The 17,550-nt window shown below is 71.3% G+C and carries 21 protein-coding genes; 1 reads left to right on the top strand and 20 read right to left on the bottom strand.

Annotation, left to right across the window (positions count from 1 at the left end; translation table 11 throughout):
• The first annotated feature begins 87 nt into the window (after positions 1–87).
• Positions 88–531 (top strand): DUF4190 domain-containing protein, encoded by a 444-nt coding sequence (locus BJ982_RS04125; protein ID WP_184876702.1) that lies wholly within the window; start codon positions 88–90, stop codon positions 529–531.
• Here BJ982_RS04125 and BJ982_RS04130 read toward each other — a convergent pair.
• The 20 genes from BJ982_RS04130 to BJ982_RS04225 form a co-directional block, all read right to left on the bottom strand.
• The gene (locus tag BJ982_RS04130) at positions 521–766 is read right to left on the bottom strand and encodes a hypothetical protein (protein WP_184876704.1); all 246 of its coding nucleotides are present in this window, start codon (positions 764–766) and stop codon (positions 521–523) included. The genes BJ982_RS04125 and BJ982_RS04130 overlap by 11 nt on opposite strands.
• Entirely contained in the window at positions 766–1,878 is a 1,113-nt protein-coding gene (locus tag BJ982_RS04135; protein ID WP_184876706.1) for a hypothetical protein, read from the bottom strand. The genes BJ982_RS04130 and BJ982_RS04135 overlap by 1 nt, the downstream gene beginning before the upstream one ends.
• Positions 1,875–2,630 carry a hypothetical protein gene (locus BJ982_RS04140; RefSeq protein ID WP_184876708.1) on the bottom strand — a complete coding sequence of 252 codons (756 nt, stop codon included), beginning with the start codon at positions 2,628–2,630 and terminating at the stop codon, positions 1,875–1,877. Before BJ982_RS04140 ends, BJ982_RS04135 begins: the two co-directional genes overlap by 4 nt.
• A 15-nt stretch (positions 2,631–2,645) precedes the next feature.
• Complete coding sequence (locus tag BJ982_RS04145) at positions 2,646–3,638, bottom strand: hypothetical protein (protein WP_184876710.1); 993 nt, start codon at positions 3,636–3,638, stop codon at positions 2,646–2,648.
• Positions 3,639–3,666: 28 nt separating this feature from the next.
• Positions 3,667–4,542 (bottom strand): phage distal tail protein, encoded by an 876-nt coding sequence (locus BJ982_RS04150; RefSeq protein ID WP_184876712.1) that lies wholly within the window; start codon positions 4,540–4,542, stop codon positions 3,667–3,669.
• Entirely contained in the window at positions 4,542–8,162 is a 3,621-nt protein-coding gene (locus tag BJ982_RS04155) for a hypothetical protein (RefSeq protein ID WP_184876713.1), read from the bottom strand. The genes BJ982_RS04150 and BJ982_RS04155 overlap by 1 nt, the downstream gene beginning before the upstream one ends.
• A gap of 297 nt (positions 8,163–8,459) precedes the next feature.
• Positions 8,460–8,960 (bottom strand): hypothetical protein, encoded by a 501-nt coding sequence (locus tag BJ982_RS04160; RefSeq protein WP_184876714.1) that lies wholly within the window; start codon positions 8,958–8,960, stop codon positions 8,460–8,462.
• A complete protein-coding gene (locus BJ982_RS04165; protein WP_184876715.1) occupies positions 8,957–9,439 on the bottom strand; it encodes a phage tail tube protein in 483 nt (160 codons plus the stop codon). Before BJ982_RS04165 ends, BJ982_RS04160 begins: the two co-directional genes overlap by 4 nt.
• Positions 9,439–9,693: a hypothetical protein gene (locus BJ982_RS04170; protein ID WP_184876716.1), complete on the bottom strand. Its 255-nt coding sequence runs from the start codon at positions 9,691–9,693 to the stop codon at positions 9,439–9,441. The genes BJ982_RS04165 and BJ982_RS04170 overlap by 1 nt, the downstream gene beginning before the upstream one ends.
• Positions 9,694–9,702: 9 nt before the next feature.
• Positions 9,703–10,236 (bottom strand): endonuclease VII domain-containing protein, encoded by a 534-nt coding sequence (locus BJ982_RS04175; RefSeq protein WP_184876717.1) that lies wholly within the window; start codon positions 10,234–10,236, stop codon positions 9,703–9,705.
• Positions 10,233–10,736 (bottom strand): hypothetical protein, encoded by a 504-nt coding sequence (locus BJ982_RS04180; protein ID WP_184876718.1) that lies wholly within the window; start codon positions 10,734–10,736, stop codon positions 10,233–10,235. Before BJ982_RS04180 ends, BJ982_RS04175 begins: the two co-directional genes overlap by 4 nt.
• Before the next feature lie 22 nt (positions 10,737–10,758).
• Positions 10,759–11,187 carry an HK97 gp10 family phage protein gene (locus tag BJ982_RS04185; protein WP_184876720.1) on the bottom strand — a complete coding sequence of 143 codons (429 nt, stop codon included), beginning with the start codon at positions 11,185–11,187 and terminating at the stop codon, positions 10,759–10,761.
• Complete coding sequence (locus tag BJ982_RS04190) at positions 11,184–11,624, bottom strand: hypothetical protein (protein ID WP_184876722.1); 441 nt, start codon at positions 11,622–11,624, stop codon at positions 11,184–11,186. The genes BJ982_RS04185 and BJ982_RS04190 overlap by 4 nt, the downstream gene beginning before the upstream one ends.
• The gene (locus BJ982_RS04195) at positions 11,621–12,427 is read right to left on the bottom strand and encodes a head-tail connector protein (protein ID WP_184876724.1); all 807 of its coding nucleotides are present in this window, start codon (positions 12,425–12,427) and stop codon (positions 11,621–11,623) included. The genes BJ982_RS04190 and BJ982_RS04195 overlap by 4 nt, the downstream gene beginning before the upstream one ends.
• On the bottom strand, positions 12,424–14,376 hold the full coding sequence (locus BJ982_RS04200; protein WP_184876726.1) for a hypothetical protein: 1,953 nt from the start codon (positions 14,374–14,376) through the stop codon (positions 12,424–12,426). The genes BJ982_RS04195 and BJ982_RS04200 overlap by 4 nt, the downstream gene beginning before the upstream one ends.
• Positions 14,377–14,380: 4 nt before the next feature.
• Positions 14,381–14,686 (bottom strand): hypothetical protein, encoded by a 306-nt coding sequence (locus BJ982_RS04205; protein WP_184876728.1) that lies wholly within the window; start codon positions 14,684–14,686, stop codon positions 14,381–14,383.
• Positions 14,687–14,714: 28 nt separating this feature from the next.
• Positions 14,715–15,251 carry a hypothetical protein gene (locus tag BJ982_RS04210; RefSeq protein ID WP_184876730.1) on the bottom strand — a complete coding sequence of 179 codons (537 nt, stop codon included), beginning with the start codon at positions 15,249–15,251 and terminating at the stop codon, positions 14,715–14,717.
• Positions 15,252–15,335: 84 nt separating this feature from the next.
• Positions 15,336–15,602, bottom strand: coding sequence for a hypothetical protein (locus BJ982_RS04215; protein WP_184876732.1), 267 nt, complete (start codon positions 15,600–15,602; stop codon positions 15,336–15,338).
• Between the two features lie 10 nt (positions 15,603–15,612).
• On the bottom strand, positions 15,613–15,963 hold the full coding sequence (locus BJ982_RS04220; protein ID WP_184876734.1) for a hypothetical protein: 351 nt from the start codon (positions 15,961–15,963) through the stop codon (positions 15,613–15,615).
• 9 nt (positions 15,964–15,972) lie between these two features.
• On the bottom strand, positions 15,973–17,388 hold the full coding sequence (locus tag BJ982_RS04225; RefSeq protein WP_203959508.1) for a phage major capsid family protein: 1,416 nt from the start codon (positions 17,386–17,388) through the stop codon (positions 15,973–15,975).
• Positions 17,389–17,550: the final 162 nt, after the last annotated feature.

Below are 17,550 nucleotides of genomic sequence, written 5' to 3' on the forward strand. Positions count from 1 at the left end.
ACGATCGGGTGTCCGGATCCGGACAGCGGGTCAACCGGGCGGCCGGGCGGAGCGACTCATGGTCATTCCCCGCCGCTTGGAGAGCGCATGTCGTATCCGGACCCGAATCAGCAGTACGGACAGCAGCCGTATGGGCAGCAGTCGTACGGCGGGCAGCAGTCGTACGGGCAGCAGCCGCCGCAGTACGACGCCGCGGCCTACGGGCAGTACCCGCCGCAGGGCTATCCGGGCCAGCCGGGGCCCTACGGCTACTACGCCCCGCAACCGCGGCGCACGAACGGCCTGGCCATCGCTGCCGTCGTTCTGGGGGTCACGGCGGTGTGCTGCGGTATCACGTCCATACTCGCCGTGGTGTTCGGTCATGTCGCCCTCGGCCAGATCGCGCGAGACGGAACCGACGGGCGTGGGATGGCGCTGGCCGGGGCGATTCTGGGGTGGGTCGGCGTCGGCGTGTGGGTGCTGTACTGGGTGCTGGTGTGGACGGGGGTTCTCACCGGGGCGTGGGATCCGAGGAATGGACCTAGCTGGTGAGCTGGTGGATGGACCCGTCGGCCTCGCGGACGAAGAAGTGCCCCGCCTTGGCGTACAGGACGACGCCGCTGGCAGGGGCGGGCGGGTCTGAGGCCATGTTGGGCAGGATCAGCCCCTGGGAGGCGCTGGTGTAGGCGACCCGGGACTGGCCGGCGGTCTGGGCGGCGGTGCGGGAGGCGCGCAGGTCGCGCACCTCGTCGGTGAAGTCGCGCGGGTAGTTCGGGGTGCCGGCCATCACGCCTCCTCGAAGATGAGCTCGGCGGCTTCCTCGCCGTCGTCGGAGGTGGGCGTCTTCAGGTCCATGCCGACGATCCGCCAGGACTTGCTGAACGTCGGTCCCTGGTCGCCGAGTGGGAAGTAGTCGTTGACGAGCGTGAAGCGCGCGGTGTCGCCCAGGTAGTTGGGGTCGATGGAGAACGCGTCGTCGAAGTGCACGACGATCCGCGGCACCGACACCGCGCCAGAGCGGGTGGCGGCGAGCTGCTGGGCGTAGGCGTTGAGCGTGGCGACGTCCTTCACCGAGGAGTAGTCCTCGGTGCGGTCCAGCAGCGGCCACCCCGCGCCGAGCCTGGCGGCGTCCTCATAGACCTGCGACATCAGCGGCTGGCTGGTGGCGGACAGGTCGGTTTGGATGGTGTCGCCGCGGGCCTGCCAGGCGGTGGCGGCCTGGGTGGCGTCGCTGGGGTAGGACCAGGCTTTGATCTTCCCCGGTTGGGTGATGTCGCGGGTGACGCCGGGCGTGCCGAGGGTGGTGGCCCACACCCAGGAGCGGGTGCGCTGCCCGGTGGTCGGGTCGACGGCGACGCGAATCATGTACTCGAAGCCGCCTGCCACGTTGGCCAGCTGCTCCAGGCGCTCGCCGTAGGAGGCGTTCTCCGAGGCCAGGTAGGTGCGGTCACGCAGCACCCCGCTGGTCCCGGACGCCAGCACCAGCCCGATGTTGCCTTCGGGGCGGGCGGACATGTGGGTGAGCAGCGCCCGGGCGATGGCGATCTGGTCCTGCCCGGTGTAGGTGAGGTCGCTTCTGATCTTGCGCCGGTAGGCGTAGGACTCCAAGGAGGAGCCTTGCAGCTGCAGGGTCTGGTTGCTGGCCTCGTCCATGGCGGGTTCGGCGTACCAGATGACGTAGCTGCCCCAGATGTCGGCGCCGCGGTACAGGTGCACGACGGTCCGCCCGGCGACGATCGCCCGGCCCCGCTCGGCCTCGCGCGGGTTGGGCATCGGGTAGGTGGCGCGGAAGGCGCCCGGGACGATGATGCGGCGCTGGGCGGTGTCGACGGGCAGGTCGAGTTCGGTGAGGGTCTGGTCGGTGAGCAGGTCGGCGACCACGCAGTGGTAGACGGTCATAGCAGTGGGAGGCCCCAGCCGGTGAACGGGTAGGTGGTCAGGCGGGGTTTCACTTCGCAGAGCCCGACGCTCCAGTAGTGGTTGACGCTGCCGCCGCTGTACCCCTGGTGGGAGACCTGCCAGCTGATTCCCGACCCCGCGGTGTTGGTCCCGGCTTTGACGAAGGAGCCACCGCCGGCGCCGAGGGAGGTGAATTGGGTGTCTGTCCACAGGTTGGCGGGAGTGGCCAGGCTGGGTGAGGGCACGGTGGCGGTGCTGGAGCCCATCTGGTCGCCTCTGGGCCCGGTGAAGATGAACTGGCCCAGCATCATCGATCCGGTCGTGTTGGGCGTGAAAGTGCCCCCTTGTGCGGTCGAGGTGGTGGAGGTCGCGTTACTGAAGGTGTTGCCGAGGAACGGCGGCATTTCCGCGCCGCTCAGCACGAACAGGGTGCCGGTTACGGCATAGGGGCTCAGTGTCCCGGTGGTCCAGTCCGGCACGGCGGTCAACGAGAAGCGGGGAAACAGGTACCACCATGCCCAATACGAGGCCGCGCTCCCGGCCTCCGCGCGCTCGCTGAGCAGAGCCCAAGGAGTCCCGCTGAAGTTCAACGGCTTCAGCTGCCCGACCGCGTCAGGCCCGAACGACAAAAAGCACTGCAGTGCCATGATCGCTACAGAGTTCGCGGGGATGGTGACGGCCGACGGGGCGCTCTGAGGGTTTCGACTTGACGTGCTGCGCAGCTTGGTCTGCGAGACAAGCGCTATGGCCATTGGATGCTCCCCTGCTCAGACGATGACCTGGACCACCAGATCGGCACCCGCGATCGTTGACCCGACTTGGTCGATGTCGATGGTCAGATAGCCACCGTCAGGCCAGGCGGTGACGTTCATGTTGGTGACTTTGCCCGAGGTGTTGGAGCTGGCGGCGATGGCGGGCCGGTTCGCCTGTGTGGTGAATATCGTGGTTCCGCCCAGGTTCACATCGACCAGGATCGAGGCCCCGGTTGGCGCCGTTCCTACCGACGCTCGAACGCCCTTGATGACCAGCGGCTGACCCGAGTCGTTGTAGAACCTCGCCGTCCCGGTGCCCGTGGCGATCGTCCCGGCCAGCGTGAAGGTCGGCGTCCCCAGACCGCCACCGCCGCCTGAGCTGCGCCATGCCCCTGACCAGTACTGTTCCACGTTCCCGGTGTCCAGGCGGGTCACCTCAAGCCCCGGGATCGCGGGCAGCGCGTCCCGCTCGGTGGAGGAGTTCACCGGCACCCGCAGCGGGGTTGCCATCCACTGGCGTTTGTCGGTGCGCGCCGAGGCGAAGGTGATGCTGGAGGCCCCAGACGGGACGGTCACCTCCCACAGCAGCAGCGAGGAGGCCGGCATCGTGGTGGCGGCGCCGGTGGAGGTGTTGCCTTTCAGCACCAGGACCTGGGCGTCGGTGAACCCCGAGGCGTCGTAGACGTTGTCGCGGACCTGGAGGATGACACGGTCGGTGCGGGCCACCGACGGCTCCCCGGCCGAGAAGGTCAAGGTCACGTTGGCGTCCACCACCACCAGGACCTGCCCCTGCAACGCGTTGCTGGTGCCGTCGATCACCGCCACGAAGGGGGTGACATTGGCCTGCAGCGCGGCCGCGCTCACCAGGTCGGCCGCGCCCGGGTAGTAGTACAGCCCGGGCCGCCGCTCCAGCACGCTCGCGCCGGGTGCCATGAACGCCCCCAGCGCCAGCCGGTGGTCCTGAATGGAGGTGACGCCGGAGGCGAGCGCCAGGGTACGGATCGTCACGGACGCCTCCCAGAGGTGTTGAGGATCATCACAGGTAGGCCGATCGCCAGGTCACCTGGACCTGCGCGCCGACGCCGAGCGCCGCCCCGAACAGGGTCAGGTTGTTGGGGCCGGGGGCGAGCTCGAAGTACTCCACCGGGACGCTGGTGCCGGTGCGTTTGTACAGCCGGTCGGTAGTGCCGTTCAGCAGCACCGTGCCGGCGTCGGTGTCGACCGTGAGCGTCTGCCCGGCGGGCAGGTCCAGGTCGAACTCCAGCGACCTGCCCAGCGTGCTGTTGACCATCCGCGGGGTGGTGATCGGCCCGGTGAACACCAGGACCGGGTTGGTGGCCTCGTTGCCAGTGTTGACGCAGGTGGCGGTGGCCGGCCCGGCCGGGGTGCCGTAGGACAGCGGGTAGGTGAGCGGGTAGGTCAGCCCGCCCGACCCGCCGGTGGGCGCGCCGATCGTCGCCGACTGCTCGGCGAGCTCGTACAGCCGCGGGTCGGCGCAGCGCCACTGCAGCGGCACGGCCAGCGCGACGCCTGCGGCGAACAGCTGGTCGACCGACAGCAGACGATTGGCGAACTTCCCGAACGCCACCAGGGTCTGTCCCAGGGCGCGGATGGCCAGCGGCGCCTCGGTGGCGTCCCTGGCCACGCCGGTGGCGGCGCGCAGCGCGTGCACCGCATCCCCCATCGCCGACCGCTCGGCGACGATCCGCACGATCGCGGTCACCGTGCGGGCCTGCGCGCGCGGCCGTCCCGCCCACGAGCCGTGCCGGGACGGCCGCGGCACCGACCGGTCCACCAGCGGCGGGCTGTCCAGCCACCCGTCCAGCTGCACGACGGTGTAGGGGGTGCCGGTGCCGATCAGGAAACCGTCCCAGTCGATGTCCCAGTCGCCTGCGATCAGTTCGCCCGCCATCAGTACCCCCGCGCGATGGAGAGCAGGTAGAACTGCTCGGCGATGTCCCGGGGGTCCTGGGCGGGGCTGGCGTAGTACCGCTCGATGGTGACACCTCCCCGGACCGGGACCGCCGTCTCCGCGCCGCGGGGCGCCGCCGCAGGCGCGGGCATGGGCATCATCGACAGCGCGCCCTGCGGCTTGAGGAACACCCCGCCGAAGTCGTCGGCGATCTGCGAGACGAGGGACTCGGCCCTGTCCCGGTAGGCCAGATCATACGGAACGAAAGCTTCGTCACCTCTGCCCTCCCCGTACAGGATCGTGGGCCGGGAGGCGATCATCGGGGCGGCCGGGCGGCGTATCCCACCGGCGGCGTACCGGTCGATGCCGCCGATCTCGCGGTTGGCCGGGTGGTTGCGCATCTCCTCCCGCTCGCGGATCAGCTCATCCAGCGCCCCGAACTCGATCTTGACGATGCGAATCCGGCCCAGATCCAGGCCCCTGTCGACCTGGAGGCCGAGTTCCCACGCCGCGGCGTACACATCGGTGCGCCTGTCCAGCATGGTCTGGCGCAGCTGGTCGGCCACGCCCTGGCCGTGGGTCCTGGCCACCTCCCTGAGCACCCGCAGCGTCTCATCCAGGTTGCCGGCGAACTGGTTACCGGCCTCCTTGCCGCGCGAGCCCATCAGCCCGACGAACTGGCGCAGCTGCCCGTCGGTCATGTTCGCCATCTGCTCGACCAGGCCGGCGCCGCGCGGGCCGAGCGTCCGCAGCTGCTCCATGATCTCGTCGGGCACCCGCCCGCCCAGCGTGATCATGTTTGCGGCCCACCGCTCCTGGGCCCCCACCTGCTCGGCCAGCGACGCCAGCAGCGCCTGAGTGGTCACACCCGAATCGCCGCGCAGATCCGCCCACGCCTGACGGACCGCTTCGCCGGCGGCGATCGCCTCCCGGGCGGCGTCCTGGCGGGTCTGGCGGACCCGGTCCTCGGCCTCGGCGACCTCGCGCGCGCTGTCCTTGGCGGCTTTTGCGACCTCGGCCTGCGCGGCGGCGATCTCCCGCGCCGAGTCGCGGGCCGCGGTAGCCGCCTCGCGTGTGGCCGCGGCGACGTCGTCCTGGGCGCGCTGGACGTCGGCGGCGTTCTGCCGGCGGGTCTGGTCCAGCTCGGCCTCGGCGCGAGCCAGGGCACGCTCGGATTCCTCCCGGTCGCGGTCGGCCCGCGCCCGGGTGTCGGCCAGCGCACGCTCGGCATCGGCGATGGTGCGGGCGTTTTCGGCGCGCTGGGCGGCCAGCGCCGCCTCGGCCTCCTGCTCGGCCTGCTGGGCCTCGGCGATACGGCCCTTGGCCGCGACGACCTCGGCGCTGCCCTCGATGCCATCCCGGTTGGCCTGCTCGATCTCGGCGGCGAGTTCGGTGTTGCGTTTCTGCACCCGGCGTAGGCCCTGCTCGGCCCGCTCCAGGGAGTTCTCCGCCTCGCGCAGATCCAGATCCGAGACCTCGATGTCCCCGGCCTTGCGCCGAGCCAGCAGCTCATCGCGGCGCTCCAGGGCCCGCGCCAGGGCGATCTGCGCCGACTCCTCATCGGTCGCGCCTTCGGCCTGGGCGTCAGACAGCTCTTCCACCCGGCGGCGCGCGCTGGCGTAGGCGGCCTCCAGATCCTTGACCGCCTCGACCGTGCGGGCGTGGCTGTCCTGTACCCGCCGGCTGGCGGCGACTTCGCGGGCAGCCGCTTCGGCCTGGGTGTCGGCGACCCGGCGTGCCGAGTCTTCGATGGAGCGGGCCGAGTCGGCGGCGACCTCATCGGCGCGGCGCCGCGCCTCCTCGACCCCCTCCCGGGCGGCCTGCTCGCGCTGGGCGCTCTGCTCGACCGCCGCGGCGAGGGCCTCCTCGGCCGCGCGGATCCGGGCCTGGGAGCGTTCGGCCTGCTCGGCGGCCCGCTCACGGGCGGCGCTCTCGCGAGCCTGCGCGGCGGTGACCCGCTCGGCGGCCTGCTCGTGCGCCAGGGCCAGATCGGCCTGCGCCCGGCGGATCTTGTCGGCTCCACTCCGCTGGACCTCGGCCAGCCGCTGGGACGCCTCGACGAGCTTCTCCTGGGCGGCCGCCTTGGCCTTGGCCTGCTCGACCGCCTGGCCGATGTCGATGAAGCTGGTGTAGGCCTGCGCCCAGGCCTCCCGCGTCGCCTGGGCGGCAGCCTCCTGAATCGTGGTGGCCTCCCGGGCCGCGTCGGCCGCGCTGCGCGTAGCGGCGCCCAGGCCCCGCACGTCCCTGCTGGACTCGGCCGCAGCCATGCCCGCAAATGCCACTACGGCCCCGGCCGGGGCCATCGCGGCGACGAAGGCGGCCGCGGCCTTGGCGTTGTCGTGCAGCCAGTCGGCGAACTTCGTCAGCTCGCCGATGGCCCGGCCGGCCCAGTCCACCAGCGTGGCCAGCCCGACCATCATGCGCTTGACGACCTGCGGGTTCTCCTCGACGGCGTCGGTGATCGCGGTGATCGCGTTCGCGAAGTGGCCCATGATCTCCGGCATCGCGGGGCCCAGCTCGCGCAGCACCGCCGAGAAGGCGCGCTGGATGCCGTCCAGGGCCGGTGTCAGCTGCTCCAGGCTGGCCCCGGCCTGGTCGACGAAGTTCTCCACGTCGGGGGCCAGGGCCTCAAGGTTGCGGCGTACCGCCGGTGACAGCGACGACAGTTCCCGCTCGGCCACCTGGACGATCTTGACCCAGACCTGCTCGAACGGCTCGCCCATCCGCGCGGCCTCTGCCTTGGCGTACGCCTGCAGCTTGCCGAGCGCTTCCTGCGCCTTGTCGCTGCCCTTGGCCGCCGCCAGCCCCAGGGCGGCCAGCGCGCCACCCAGGACCACGGTGATGCCGTTGGCGGCCACGAGCGCCGCGCCGGGCAGCGCGCCGAGCGCCACCGCGACCGCGGCCGGGCCGCCGCGCGTGGCGGTCGCTCCCAGCTCGGTCAGCGCCTGCCCGATCCCGCTGATCGCCGACTGGGCCGCCCGGCCACCGTCCACGTCCACCCGGATCCGGGAGACCCTCCCGTCGACCTTGCGCGCCTCCCGCTCCACGCGCTCCAGGCCGGCGATCGCGCGCTCGACGTCGACGCCGACCAGCACCTCGGGATGCTGATCCGCCAGGACCATCAACTCCCGGCGGACCTGGGCGATCTTCTCCTGGGCGTCGCGCGCGCTGATGTCGATGCCCAGCCGCATGCCCGACAGCTCCCGCAGCCGGCCGGTGAGCTCGGCGAGCTGCCGCTCAGGCTGGGACAGGTCGGCCTCGACGTCGAGCTTGGGCAGCCGCCGGGTGGCCTCCTCCAGCAGCCGGCGCGTGCGCGCCGCCGAGCTGCCGATCGCGTCCATCTGGGCGGCGCTGCGCTTGAGCTGGGCCTCGTGGGCGCGCAACGCCTTCTCGCTGCGCTGGGCCGCGTCCTCTTGGCCCTTGAGGGCCTTGCTGTAGCTTTCGGCGCGCTGCCCGGTCTGCTGCAGGGCCCGCTCGGCGCGCTGGGCCGCGTCCTCCTGGCCGCGCAGCGCCCGCTCGAACCTGGCGGACCGCTGCTCGGCGGCCTGGAAGCCTCGTTCGAGCTGGGAGACGTCCGCGCTGACGCTGAGGCGTAGGTCACGGAACTTGGTCGCGGCCACCGGTCACCTCCCGGTTGCGGACCAAGACGGCGCGTACGCCGCCGCCGTCCTCGCTGGTGATGCTCTGCTGGGTGCTGTCGAGCAGCTCACACCCGCGGCAGTGCTCCTTGTCAGGGATGTAGGCGTGCCGGTGCCCGCCTCGGGACGTATCCCACTCCTCCGGCCGCGTCCCGCAGCGGGGGCAGGTGCGTCGCTGGCGCAGGTACTGGTGGATCGCCTTGTCACGGTCGTCGGCGGAGCGCGACAGGAACTCCGAATGGAAGATCCGGTAGTGGTGGCAGACCGCCAGCTCGATCGCTAGCTGCGGGTCTGCATCCAGTCTTTTGGGAGCGTGGCGACCGGGAGCCGGGCATTGACCCGAATCGCCTCGGTGTACAGGTCGGCCCGCTCGACGTCGGAGACGTTGCCGGCGAGGAACTGCTCCCAGTCGGCCGCGCTCATCTCGCCCTCGGCGCAGGCCAAGAAACACGCCTCGGGGAAGGTGGCGACGTTCCAGGCCTTGTCCTCGGTGCCCTCGCGCGCCGGGTGCTCGGCGATCAGCGTCTCGAAGTCGCGGGGGCGCATGGCGCGCAGCACGATGTGCTCATAGCACGCTTCCAGTTCCTCCTCGGCCTGGTCGAGCTCCTCGCGGGCCGCGGTGAGCGCACCCTGGTCAGCCTCGTCGCCCTGGGCCTGCAGGAGGTGCAGCACCCTGCGCGCATCCTCCAGGCGCCTGCGCTGCTCGGTGTCGTCCTCGACGCGCAGCGTGTAGGTGGTCGACGGCCGCGGCCGGGCCAGCAGCCGGTCGCGCTGGCTCACGGAATCACCACGTTCTCGGCGGGCTCTGCGGTGATCGCGTACTGGATCGGCAGACGGGCGGGCTCGGCGCCGATCTGGCGCTGCTTGCCGACCGACAGCACCTTCACCGGAAACACGTCCATCAGCCGCCCGGTCACGTCCCCGCCGTCCAGCCAGACGATGTTCCCGGCGGTGCCGCGGGCCATCAAGGCGCGCACGTCCACGCCGTCCTCACCGGCGTAGTAGGTGATGCTGCTCTCGTCGGCGGAGGTCAGACCGGGGATGTTGCCGACGAAAGTGGTCTTGAGGTTGGGGGTGTCGACCTTCTGCCCGCTCACCAGCCAGCCGCTGATGTCGGCGATGTCTTCCGAGAGGTCCTTGCCGAGGTTCAGCTCGGTGCGGGTCGGCGCGAGGATGTTGGAGATGCTGACGACCCAGTAGCACTTGGTGACACCGGGCCGGATGAAACGCTTGGCCGGGGTGATCGGCGTGGCGGCCATTACTCGTCCTCCTTGGTGGTGCGCCGACGCCTCGGCGGCTCGTCCGGCGAAACAGAAGCCCCGGCGTCTGCCGGGGCCGGGGCGGTGGGCTGTTCGGATTGCGGTGGGACGTCCGGGGTGGGTTCCGGCTCGGGCGGGGGCGGCGGGTCGGTCTGCTCCCACCCCGACATCTGCAGCACGGGCAGCGCCGAGGCGGGCTGCTCGACCGGCGGGTTGCCGGGCAGCTTGGGGTGCTTGATCCACACGGTGTCCACGGACGCCTCCTACGAGCTCGCGCCGATAGCGCCCTCTGCCAGCACGTCCATGTGCTGAAGCAGATATGCGACGAGCGCCATCAATCGCTCTGGACTGTCGTTCAAAAGACCCAGCGCTAAGTTGCAGGCAGCGCAGAGCAGGCCCCGGATCTCTCCGGTCTGGTGGTCGTGATCGACAGCGAAGACGTCGTATCTTCGATCCCCGCTGCTGGTACCACCGCAGCCAGCGCACTTGCCGCCTTGATCCGCCAGCATCGCGCCGTAGTCCTCGATGCTGATTCCGTACATCCGGCGCAGTCGGCTCCGGCGGCGAATGGCGGCTTGGCGCTCAGGGTTGGCCGCGCGCCACGCCTTGTTCCTGGCGTGCACGCGCTCCTTGTTCGCCTTGTACTGGTTGCTGATTCTTGTTGACCAGCAGCTCTTACATTCAGCGCGTAATCCGAGCGTGCCGGTCTTCTCCGCGTAGTACTCCGCCAAAGGCAGATCCCGTTCGCACCGAGTGCAGATCTTGCCGATCGCGGTGATGACGATCTTTGATTTCACGTGGAGGCCCCGACGAGGTGGATGTCGTAGGTGACCGGGGTGCCGGCGCCGGCGTTGATGACGTTGAGCAGGTCACCGGTGCCCGCGGTGACGGCCACCCCGGTGGCGGAGGGGTCGAACCAGAAGAACATGCCGCCCGGGCGGATGCCGATGCCGTCGCCGGCCGCCAGGAACAGCGGGGCGCCGTTGGAGGCGGGCATGACCAAGTTGACGTTGTTGGTGTTTCCGGCCGCGGCGATGAGCACGATCGCCTTGATGCGGGCGAAGGTCAGGTTGCCGCCGAACGGGCCGGGCAGCGCGCCCGCCAGGTCCAGGGCGTCGGTGCCAGAGGCGGTGATGGTGCGCTGGTCGGACCACATCATGTCCGCCTGCCCGGCTCCCGCGCCCTGGGCCAGCGCCATCTGCTTTCTCACTTCGAGCGGGTTGGAGACCGTCGACAAGTCGAGCGGCGAGGTGACCTCGGCCAGCAGCTCGAAGTACGACGTCAGCCTGAAGGCCATGGCCTTGTCCTTTCAATCGTGATCATCGGAACCCGTGCCGGCGGGCAACCTCGTCCACGGCCTGGCCGATCTGCTCGTCGACCCGCTCGAAATGCGGGCGCGCCGCCGGCCACAGGAACGGCCGCGCCGCCTGGGACACCCACCGGTCGCGGTTGCCGAACACCGGATGCCGGAAGGTGCCGGGCTGGCCGGCGTTCTCATACGGGCGGGCGTGCGGCGCCTTGGTCTTGTTCACCACGATGGACACCCCGGGCCGGGTCTTGGACAGGCTCACCGACAGCCGGGTCGCGGCGGGGATCCGCCTGGACCAGGAGGCGCGCGCCCGCACCGCCGCCAGCGCGCTCTGCCCGATGGTCCGCAGCCGGGGCCGCAGTTCCTGGCGGATCGCCGGCGGCAGCTTGCCCAGGTCGCGGATGAACAGTCGCAGCTCTTGGCTGCCGGACCTGCTCACCGGGTGAACGCCTCGACGGCGACCAGGAACCGGACGGTGGCCTCGGCCCCGTTCTGGGTCTGCTGCTGGGTCAGCGACTCGGTGGCCAGCCGCGTGTACGTGACCGCCCCGTCGAGCCGAGGGTCGGCGGCGATGGCCGAGGCGATGGTGTCGACCAGGCCGTAGGCGCGGTCGCGCGAGGCCTTGGCGTCGGCGTCGCCGCGCAGGCTGGAGGCCAGGCAGGTGATGGTGTAGGACTCGCGGTCCGGCTCCAGCGCCAGCTGCTCCACAGCGCGGGTGGACTCCACCGCCGCCTCGCCCGGCTCGCCGGTGAAGGCGATGCACACGATGTCGCGGTCGCTGGACATCGGCTGCCCGTCGACCACCTGCACGCCGGGCAGCGCGGCCCGCACGAGGGCGACCAGGGCGTCGATGACCGCGGGGATGGTGGAGATCACGCGATTCCTCCTACTCGCTCGCCGAGCAGCTCCAGCGCCCGGCGGGGGATGGCGAACCCGAAGCGCGGGTCCCAGGTGTCATCGGCGCCGAACCGGGGCGCGACCTGGCCGCGCTGGGTCTCCCACAGGTGCTGCAGGATGATCAGCGCCGCCAGGCGCACGTTGGGCGGGATGGCGGGGCGGCCGGCCAGGTAGGTGACGATCAGCGGCCCGCACATCCGGCCGCCGTCCTTGCGTTGGATGACCCCGGTCGTCTCATCGACGTCCAGGTCGGCCAGCGCGGGCGGCACGTGCCCCGGCCACACCGCGGTGATCGAGGTGACCGACAGGATCGGGAAGTGGTTGAGCGCGATCCCGCGGCCGCCCTCGACCCGCTGGGTATGCACAGTGCGGGCCAGCGCGCCCGCGTACCGCTCGCACACCTCGGTCACCGCGCGGACGAACCCTTGGAGTTCCTCGTCCTGGTCACGTCCGGTGATGTTCAGCTGGGCCTTGGCCTCGCCCAGGGAGATGACCCCGGCCTCGGCCCACATGGCGGCCACATCGAAGGACTCTTCGTCCACCCCGGTCGGCGTGGTGGACACCCAGCGGGCGATGTGCCGGCCGGGCACGGTCGTGGCGAAGTCGTAGTGGTAGGCGCCCGCGCTGTCGCGCACCACCTGCGGCGCGGTGAACGGCCCCGCCGTGGTGCCGTCCGGCAGCAGCACCGTCAGCGTGATGGCCGCCGGGTCGACGAGCTGGTCGGCGAAGTCGCGGACCTCGGTGGTGAGCGTGACGACCGCTCCCACTCCGTGCGTGCTCACCTGTCGCCTCCTCGGAGCCGGGCCGCGGCCGCGGCGGTGGATGAGATACGCCCTGTCGACTGGTCGGTGCCGGTCAGCCGGGCCGAGCTGGGGGCCATGCCCTGCAGCAGTACCTGCACCGCATCGACCAGGCCCGCGGTGTCGCTCCAGGCGTGCCGCCGGTCCAGGGCCAGCAGGTCGGCGAGGCCGGCTGCATCGGTGACCGGCAGGCCGGTGGTGGTCAGCGCGACCGCCACGGTGTCGGACAGCCCCGCCTGGTCGTCCAGAGTCAGCGTCCGGGTCAGCGTCAGGACGGCGGCATCGACCAGGCCCGCGCCGTCGGTGGCGCTCTGGCCGAGCATGGCCGTGGTGGCCAGCCCGTCGGACAGTCCCGCCGGGTCGGTGACGGTGAACGCGCGCAGCACACCCGCGGCGAGGTCGTCGGCGAGCCCAGCGGTCTCGGTGACGACGAGCGTCCGGGTGAAAGCGACCGCATCCGACAGCCCGGCCGGGTCGTCAAGCTGCGGGGTCAGCGACCCGGCGGTGGCCAGCTGGTCGGTCAGGGCAGCGACGTCGCTGAAGGTGCGGACGTGCGTCTGCGCAGGGGCCGCGGCGTCGCCCAGACCCGCGCTGTCGTCGGCCAGCAGCGCGCGGGTCAGCGCCAGCGTGACCGCGTCGGCCAGCCCGGCCGGGTCGTCGGCCTGCGCCGCGCGCGCCAGCGTCGTCACCGTGGCGTCGGTGAGTCCGGCAGCGTCGGTGGCGGTGGTGGCGAACACCGCGCCGAGCAGCGCCGCATCAGCCGTGCCCGCCGAGTCGGTGACCGCCAGGGCGATCTGCCGGGCCAACACCAGGGTGTCGGTGAGCCCTGCGGGGTCGTCGGCGTTGACGTTCGGAGTCCCCGCGGTGGCAAGGCTGTCGGTGAGACCGCCCACGTCGTCGATGGCCCGGACGATCGTCGCCGCCGCGGTAGCGGCGTCGGTGAGTCCGGTGGCGTCGTCGGCTGTGACCATCCGGGTGATCTGCACGACGGCCTGATCGGCCAGCCCCGCGGAGTCGTCGCCGGGGACGGCGCGGGTGAGCGTCGTCGACAGGCTGTCGGCCAGACCGGCCGGGTCGTCGGCGGTGACCGGACGAGCCACCGCGAGGTCGGCCGCGTCGGTGAGTCCGGCGCCGTCGTCGACCTGGACCGGCCGCGTGGCCGCGAGCGTCACGGCGTCGGACAGGCTCGCGCCGTCGGTGGTGACGGTGGTGCGCGACAGCGCCAGGGTGTCGGTCAGCCCGACACTGTCGGTGGGGGTCTGGTTGTAGGTCGTCCCTGACGCCGAGCCGAGGACCTCGACGGCGACGATCGCGTACTTCTGCCCGGACGGCGCGCTCAGCCCGACCGTCTTCGCGCCCGCCGATCCGGCGTCCAACCAGTACGCGGCGTAGGCGGTATAGGCGGAGGAGTTGCGGAAGTACACCCGCTCCATGCCGTTGGCCAGCGTCGGGGTAACCGTGTTGACCGTCCGCCAGGTCCTGGAGGTGCCGTCGGCGGCGTTCCAGTCCCCGACGAACGCCACGATCGCCGAGTTCGCCCCGGTCGTGGTGATCCCGAGCGACGGGGCGCCCGTAGCGTTGGTCTTGGCCGAGATGCCGACCCCGCCAGAACCGGTGAACCGCAGCAGCGAGTAACCCCACCGGCCGGTCATGTTCGACGCGCTGACCGTGACGGTCATCGACTTGTCGGCGTCGACCACAGCCGTCCACAGGTAGGCGGTGGCGTTGGAGGCGACCACGACCGACTGCTGGAGCGTCCAGGTCAGCGACCCACCGGACACGCCGGTGAGGGTGGTGTTGGCGTCCTCCGACCCGGCCACGATGACCAGGACGTCGTTCGCGGTGACGCTGAAGGACGGCGAGGTCTCGCTGTTCTTGGCGGTGTCCCAGGAGGTGACCTCGACCTCGGCGGCGAAGGTGGGCGCGGCCACCGGGTCAGTCCGTTCCGGTTACACCAGCGATGTCGGACCACATGCTGTTGACGGTGAACTGGATGTCGGAGTCCAGCGACGCCGCGGTGATCGCCGCGTTGGAGGTCACCGCCCACGCGAACGACTCCACCCACTTGGCCGGCTGGCGCAGCACGTCAGCGGCCAGCGCCTGCCGCTTGGCGTACACCGCGTCCGACATCTGTGCCTTGGCCTCGCCGGCGATCTGCGTGGCCGCTGTCGCCATGGCCACCTTCAGCCGGAGCTGGAAGGTGGCATCCGCGGCGAGGTTGGCCTGGTCGATGTAGGCCACCGGGGGCCTCCTCTCAGATCAGGGCCGGTCAGGCGCCCAGGAACTTGTGGTTCCAGGTGGCCACGAGGATGTCGGAGGCGCCCTTGTTGATCGCAGAGAACACGACCCGCGAGATGCTGTTGGCCGCGCTGCTGGTGGCGTTGGTGGCGGCGTCGTTGACGATGACCAGCTCGGTCAGCGCCGTGTCGGTGGCCACCCCGGCGCCCCACGTCACCCGGTAGACCGCGTTCACACCGAGCCCGGCGCCCAGGTTGGCCACCTGCGGGCAGGAGGCGTCGAACACCAGGTTCGAGGCGGTCTTGTAGGTCACCAGCGCCGCGCCCGCGCCGGACTTCGCCGCCGCGGTGGTGCCGGTGCCCAGCTTCATGCCGGTCACCTTCGTGGCGTCGGCGGTGTTGGACGGCGACACCGCGGCGATGCCCCGCGTGGCGTAGTACAGGTCACCAGCGTCGGTGATCAGGTTCTTGGCGACGCGCTCCTCGATGAGCTCGCCCTCGCGGTTGTACAGGGACAGCGTGACGATCCCCGACAGGCCCGCCTCGCTCGTCTCCGGTCGGATGGTCATCACTGCTCCAGTCCGTTCGTGGTCGATCAGTACAGGACGGGGCCCGCCGCGCATCCCCGCGGGCGGCGGGCCACCGGGCTCGCGTCAGGACTTGCCGGAGGACTTGTCGTCGCCCTTGCCCTCGGCGCGCGAGGCGGTCTGCCGCCCGGCCGAGGCGGTGCGGCCCTTCGGGCCGCCCGGGGCCGGCGGCGCGTACGGCGTGGCCGCATTCGGGTCGGCGTCCTGGGTCTGCTCGTAGCCGTGCTTCTTCAGCTGCTCGTCGACCTCCGCGACGCGGTCGGTCTCCCCGCGGGCGACGTAGCCGGCGCGTTCGCGCTTCAGCGCGGCGATCATCTGCTCGTCGCGTGCCATCGCTTCCTCCTTACTCCGGGACGACCAGCAGGACGGCCCGGTAGGTCACGCTGGGCGTGGTGCCGGCCACCGTGCTGGTGACCCGCACGTAGTTCTTGGTGATGGTCGCCCCGGCCAGGGCGTTGCCTGCGGCGGTCAGCTGCGCCGTGGAGCTGCCGGGCACCGCGGTCCAGGAGGTGCCGTCGGCCGACTCCTCCAGCGAGCAGTTCAGCGTCGGTGACCCGGACGCCGCGGAGACGTGCACCATGAGCAGCACGTCCGCGGCGAGCCCGGCGTTGGCGGCCGGGCCGCTGGTGTAGGTGCCGGCGCCGCGGGCCGCAGAGGGCAGCACCGCGTCGCCGAACACCGGTCGAAGCCCCATGCCCGTCTCCTAGAAGACCGGGGCGATCATGCCGGTGCCGCCGACCTTCTGCATGGCGTTGGCGTACCGGCCGAAGGTATAGGCGAAGTAGGAGTACGCGACGAGCAGGACGCCGAGGCTCGCGGCGGCGGGCTGCTCGGCGCGGATGAACAAGGGCGCCGCCGGGTCCTCCCACAGGTGGCATTCGGTGTTGGGGACGACGTACAGCTCGTCCTCGGTGCCGCCACCCAGGGTCGTCGAGATGTTGTTGTCGACGATGACCTGCAGTCCGGACGGCAGCACGCCCCGCACCCCGGAGGCGTAGGAGGAGTTCGCGTTGGCCTGCCCGCCGGCCTGGACCGGGATGCCGGTCCAGTTGATGAGCGGCCAGGTGGCCGACATCTGCGAGGACAGCCAGTACCAACGGCGCGAGTGCATGACCGCGTGGCTAGGGGCGCCCATGGCGAGCAGCGCCGCCTCGACGCCCGCGGCCGCGCCCACGATCTTGGGGTACAGCTCGGCGCCGGTCGGGGTGCCGTCGGTGTAGGTGTTGGCCACCGCCACCGCGCTCAGCCCGGTCGTCACCTGGTTGATCAGCGTGGAGTCCAGGACGGTCGCGACCCGGTTGAACAGGTCCTGCATCGTGACGTCCTCGATGCCGGTGCCCCGGTCGATCGCCTGCCGGGAAACGGTCTGCTGCCCGGCCGCGGTCTGCACCGGCACCGTCAGCAGCGTGTCGTCCATGTTGGTCTCGGAGACCGCGCTGTTCTCCGAGGCCTGCAGCGCCGCCGAGCTGGCGGTGGTGACCCGGGAGATGTTCACGCTCATGCCGTGCTCGGGCAGCGGGTGCCGGTTGCAGATGTCGGCGAACGGCCGCAGCGCCGCGGTCGCCGGCGCGTACAGGTCGGTCAGGTACTGCGGCACCGTCAGCCCCGCCCACGCGCCGGTGCCGACGGCGCGGGTCAGGTACTCGGCCCGCTCGACGCGCTCCTCGGCCATGTGCCGGGCGAGGTTAGTCGCGGCCTCGACGTCCTGGAACATGAACTGCCGGCAGACGTCCATCAGGAAGGCCTTGCCGTAAGGATCGGTGTCCTTGCGGTAGGTCCGCTCCTCGGCGCCGATGCGCACCGTCCGGTCCCCGCCGGTGCGGCGGGTGTCCACGGGCTTGTGCTCGCGCTGCTTGGCCTCGTGGTCACGCTCCTCGGCCTTGACCTCGCGGGCGTTGTCCAGCTTGCGCTCGATGCCCTCGATGTCGGCCTTGGCCTGGTCGCGCTTGACGGTGAGCTCGGCGATCCGCTCGTCCTCCTCGGCGGTGAGGTTGGAACGGCCCTCCTGCTGCGCGGTGGAGAGGATCAGCTCCATCTCCTTGCGGTACTTGGCGCGCCGCTTGTGCGCGGCCTCCAGTTCGACCTCGATCGAGGCGATCAGGTCGTCGATTCCAGCCATGGTTGATTCGCCCTTCCGGCGGATGGGTCACAGGGTGGTGGGATGCGTGACGGCGCGAGTCCCGGGCGATCTGCCGGGCGTGCGGCGTCGCGCCTTCCGGGCGATCTGCCGGACGGCGTGCGGGATGGAACTGCGAGGCGGCCCGGGCGATCTGCCGGGCGC

The organism is Sphaerisporangium siamense (genome assembly GCF_014205275.1).
GTDB lineage: Bacteria > Actinomycetota > Actinomycetes > Streptosporangiales > Streptosporangiaceae > Sphaerisporangium > Sphaerisporangium siamense.